This is a genomic window from Bacillus sp. AF62 (assembly GCF_050312695.1).
In the GTDB taxonomy this organism is placed as follows: domain Bacteria; phylum Bacillota; class Bacilli; order Bacillales; family Bacillaceae_G; genus Bacillus_A; species Bacillus_A cereus.
Map to the genome: position 1 here is coordinate 1 of NZ_JBNPJZ010000110.1, position 3900 is coordinate 3900.

Here is a 3900-nt window from a genome sequence, read left to right on the forward strand (position 1 = left end):
AACGTTACTTGTATAATTATGTATCATAGAAAATATCCTTTTTGTACAGATTATACCATAGATTCTAAACAGGTTCTAAGATATGGGTAACTGCAGGTATCGAGAAATCGGATGGTGTATATACATAATTATAAACTGTAAGGGGAGGTAATTGTGATTCATGTTAAATGAAGAACTATTAGAAGTAATCATTAAATATAAAAGGAATACGGGGAGAAATCCGGATATGTTAAAGTTGAATCCAACTCATTTTAGAAATATTCTAGAAGAATTGAATTATCCACATTGGATTATTAAAAAGAAAATGACAGAAATGAAAAAAAGTATATTTGGTGTACCAGTAGAAGTAACAGATGCAGTGGAAAAATTTGAACTGTGAAAAACACTGGCAGAGTTGTAGCCACTTTTTGGCAGAAAATGTGTCGGTTATTTTGGAAGTAATGTGCTATATTTGTATGGTGGGAAGTGTCGGAAAACACAGCTCACGATGTTGGTATTAAAATTATAAACGGTTCATAATGACGTTATCTAAAATCCGAAACCAGTTTTCGATGGTGCGAGATTGAATGTAGCCGTTGAATGGAAAGAGCATCTTGAAAGATGCTCTTTATTTTGTATATAGAAAAATACTAATTCTTGTAGTATTTATGTTTACAAAAAAAGAATGTCACTCTGTCATCTTATTTCTTTACTTAGAGTAAACAGGGAATTTTTGATGTGGTAGGAATGACTTGAAAAATTGTTGTACCGCTAATACATGTGCATGGATACAATTATAAACGAAGAGGTAATTTTTGTATGAATTCGTAGGTATAAGGAGCGCGTGTTTTTAAAGCTTCATGAGTAGAACTATTCAAGTAATAGTAGGCATAGGCTTCAGCAAAATATTCCTCTGGATAGTAGTAATAAGAACTGATGGAAAAGGAATTATATTCACGACTATGAATCCTTAAGAATTCTTGTGAATAGCTAATGTTTTGAAATACATAACGATCAATAGCGTGAGCTGTTTCGTGTAATTCAAGATTGATTGAAGTATGCATATTACCGTAATCACTATATCCTATACGAGCAACAACGGGATTCCCGCCAATACCTGGAACAGAGTCCCAGGTATATCCTGTACCTTCCCAGCCTCTAGGGATTTGCCCTCTTAAATAAGAATATTCGGGTAAATAAGTGACAGGAAAGTTAATGAGTTTAATACGAATATTTTTATGGTAAAGAGCATATAGAGTTTTGCTATCAATGTTGCTAATACGCTGAGTCATATTGGTGGCTTCTTGTTGATTATAGTTGCCAGAGGTTTGGACGATGATAAGTTGTTGGGGGAGATTCGCCGGTGATGGTGTGTGCAGTTTTTGGAAACTCGGAAGGATGGATGGAAAGAAAGGAGAGGTAGAGACAGAGTGATTTGTTGTGCTTTTATCAGAAATGATAGGTTGTCCTTCTTGAGCGCTCACACTAATTGAGGGTATGGTTAGGGATAATGAGCAATATAAGACAGTTAAGAGTAATTTTTTGAATTTCATAGTTATTCATCCTTTAAAAGTAATTTATATTGATAGTATTATATGATGAAATTAAGATTATGTTGATAAGAATGTAATCGTTATTTTTATAGGTAAGAAGAAAAAGAAAAAATAGGGATAAAGTCATTAAAAAATTATAATTTTTTCGTATATTCTCACAGAACGCTAATGTGCAAGATAAGTCTATAGCTTGCTATAAAAAAGAGAGCTAAATGGTCTGTATAAGACAAGTCATGTAGCTCTGTAAGTGAGTAGGAGGACAAGTGAGTTTTTATGTCCTCGCAGAAATTTAATTAGGGTATATGTATTTTAACATACAGGGCTTATAGTGAGGAGAGAAAAGTGTTCTTTTAATAAAGGACAAAAAATAGAAAGTTGAATATAGGATTGTATGGTATTTTAAATTAGGTAAATGATGGCGGAAACCACTTTTACGATATATGTATAGGCAGATTTACGGACATCCATTGTAATTCGGAAGAGCTTTTGCTCTTCTTTCAGCCGCTAAGTTTTAGACATGAATGTATAACCGGGAAAGTTAAACATATATGCTTAGCGGTTGAAAGAGGGGCTAAATAATACATAATGTTAGATTAAGTTTTTAGGGTAATTTTTTAATAATAAGTACATGCAGTACAAGTTGTACTAGAAGAGAGCACTTTTATTATTGAGGTGCTCTTTTTTTATAGGGTTTATAATGGGGTGATGGATGAAGGCGGTAAGAAATGTATGAAGGAATGAAGAATGCAAAGATATAGATGTGTGGTAGGTTAATTTTGGGATAAGGGATATCCATTCGCATTCTTCACCCTTCTGAAAGAAATGTTGGAGGAAAACAGATGGATTGTAACTGCTTACTAAGTTAAGGGTCTGAAATAAACAGTAGACAGCGTCAATTTTCCAACCATTTTTAGTATATGCAGAAAAATGGTTTTTAAAACCAAAAACAATGTGTTGTCTAGAACTTTTTTCTAAGAATAAGCATATAATGAAGCATCGGACAACACTTATTGATAGTACTTTTCCAAAGACCTTCCTTTCTATATAAATGATGCAAGAGCAGCCATTCCCTTGGTTGCTCTCTTTTTACGTCCATATGTAATTTTATAGAAAGAGGCATAGATATGAAAAATGGGAATATAAAGTATACGGAAAATATATGATAAATTGGTTATTTTAACAAAGTGAGGAGTGGGGTACGGATGGACAGCTTGTCTAGAATTATTTTATCAAATGGGAAAGAAAATATTGTATCGATTCAGCTTGGTTCCCTCATTGGAAAGACACTTGTAAATGGTGAAGGAGAATTCCTTAATACTTTTGTTGTATTGCCTCATATAGATGTGGAAACAGGAAACGAAATGCAAGTTGCTTTAAATCCGCAGTATATAGTAGCGATTGAAGAGTCTAATATAAGAATGCAACTTCATGTACCTTCAGTATTTAGAATTGAAAAAATAAATAAGGATTTAGAGTGAAAGTATCCATCTGAGTACTTTATTAAGGAAGGGAAGTACACAAGATATCACTCTAGATAAATGGGAAGAAGCCCTAGAATGAGTCTAGGACCTACAGGATACTTGTTTAGGGAAACTGCATATAAAACTACAAGTTACACGTATAAGGATAACATTGCATCTATATAAAAGCATTGATGAATTTGCCTTAAAATCGAAAAAAAAATATCCCGACGTAACAAAGTAAAAGGCGGCGGCAAGGAGGTGTTCCTCATAGGAAGAAAAAGAGAAACTAATTTATTTATATTTATTAGAAGGGAATACCAACTGATATTAGATTAAGAAAAGAGACACAGGTAATTTCAATTATGCAGCCTTATACACGTACGTTCTTTTTCTGCAGGTGATAAATAACCATTCGCTGAATGAATCCTTTTACGAGTATAAAAAATTTCAATGTATCCCCAAATATCTTGTTGGGCTTGCGCGCGCTTTGTATATTGCTGCTGATAAATGAGCTTTTTTTAACAACATGAAATGATTCAATGCAAGCGTTATTATAATAGTTCCCTTTTCTATTCATACTACATTGCATTCCATACTGTTGTAATTGTTTTTGATAATCGTGGGAAGCATATTGACTTCCTCGATCAGAATAATGCGAGACAGAATCTTCCGGTTTCTGACGAAAATAAGCCTGTTGTAAAGCTTTCAATACTAATTCTTTTGTCCTTGTACGATTAGCATGTCAACCCACAATTTTTTTAGAATACAAGTCCATCAGACTTGCTACATACAACCATCCTTCTTTCGTCGGTATATAAGTAATATAACTACCTAAGAACCTGTTTAGAATCTATGGTATAATCTGTACAAAAAAGGATATTTTCTATGATACATAATTATACAAG

At 33.2% G+C, this 3900-nt stretch carries 4 protein-coding genes and 1 pseudogene; 2 read left to right on the plus strand and 3 right to left on the minus strand.

Annotation, left to right across the window (positions count from 1 at the left end; all coding sequences use genetic code 11):
• The first annotated feature begins 160 nt into the window (after positions 1-160).
• On the plus strand, positions 161-379 hold the full coding sequence (locus tag ACQRBL_RS27810) for a hypothetical protein (RefSeq protein ID WP_023523857.1): 219 nt from the start codon (positions 161-163) through the stop codon (positions 377-379).
• Between the two features lie 394 nt (positions 380-773).
• Here the strand turns inward: ACQRBL_RS27810 and ACQRBL_RS27815 are convergent, their stop codons facing one another.
• Entirely contained in the window at positions 774-1532 is a 759-nt protein-coding gene (locus ACQRBL_RS27815) for an anthrax toxin lethal factor-related metalloendopeptidase (protein WP_411996515.1), read from the minus strand.
• A gap of 1202 nt (positions 1533-2734) precedes the next feature.
• Between ACQRBL_RS27815 and ACQRBL_RS27820 the strand changes: the two genes are divergently transcribed.
• Positions 2735-3010 carry a hypothetical protein gene (locus ACQRBL_RS27820; protein ID WP_411996516.1) on the plus strand — a complete coding sequence of 92 codons (276 nt, stop codon included), beginning with the start codon at positions 2735-2737 and terminating at the stop codon, positions 3008-3010.
• 341 nt (positions 3011-3351) lie between these two features.
• On the opposite strand, the gene ACQRBL_RS27825 is transcribed toward ACQRBL_RS27820, so the two are convergent.
• Positions 3352-3504, minus strand: coding sequence for an IS3 family transposase (locus ACQRBL_RS27825; protein WP_142339572.1), 153 nt, complete (start codon positions 3502-3504; stop codon positions 3352-3354).
• Between the two features lie 62 nt (positions 3505-3566).
• Positions 3567-3713: pseudogene (locus ACQRBL_RS27830) on the minus strand (DDE-type integrase/transposase/recombinase); the annotation flags it as partial.
• Positions 3714-3900: the final 187 nt, after the last annotated feature.